Here is a 773-nt window from a genome sequence, read left to right on the forward strand (position 1 = left end):
GCCGGGGCGGGCGGCGGCTGATGCCGGGGCCGAACCTCCGGACGTTCCCCGTACGCCTGTCGCTCCCGTCGCTCCGGTCACTCCGGTCGCTTCGGCCACTCCGGCCACTCCGGCCACTCCGGTCGCTCCGGTCGCTCCGGTCGCTCCGGTCGCTCCGGTCGCTCCCGCGCCACCCGCTGACCGCGGCCACCGCCGGCCTCCTCCTCTCCGAGGCGCTCGCCGTGCTGCCCGCGCAGATCCGGTGGGCGGACTCCGGCGATCCGTGGACCCGGCAGATGGAGCTGCACGAGTCGGCCCTCGCGAATCTGCGGCTGCTCACCGTCTCCCCCACACTGCTGCTCGGCGACCGCAGCGAGGCCGCGGGCCTGGCCACCGAACTGCTGTGGTACGCGCTCTTCCTCGGGATGCTGCTGTCCACGGCGTGGGCGGTCGCAGCGCGGATCGGTGCCGGACAGGCGGGGCGACGCTCCCTCGCCCTCTGCCTCGCGCTGACGGCCTTCGCCCCGCAGGCCAATCTCCTCGCCCTGACCGCCCTGACCGCCCTGCACCTGCCGGACCTCCTCCTCACCCCGTCCACCCGTGGCACGCGCGCCCAGGAGCTGCTCGACGACGCCCGCGAGGGAGCCGCCCATGCGGTACTGATGGCGCTGTTCGCGTGCGCGGCCGTGGCTGTGGCCGTGGCCCTGGCTCGGCTCGGGAGGCGCGACCGGGAACGACACAGCCAACTCACCGCCTCACAGGGTGAATTGCCGCCCCTCCCGCCCCTTCCATCC

At 74.8% G+C, this 773-nt stretch carries 1 protein-coding gene; it reads left to right on the plus strand.

Translation table 11 applies throughout. The features are described 5' to 3' along the window. Positions 1-221: 221 nt before the first annotated feature. Positions 222-773: hypothetical protein (locus tag E2651_RS43510; RefSeq protein ID WP_135336764.1), on the plus strand; the 552-nt coding region annotated here is incomplete at its 3' end.

Origin of the sequence: Streptomyces sp. MZ04 (genome assembly GCF_004684775.1) — a bacterium.
Taxonomy (GTDB): Bacteria; Actinomycetota; Actinomycetes; order Streptomycetales; family Streptomycetaceae; genus Streptomyces.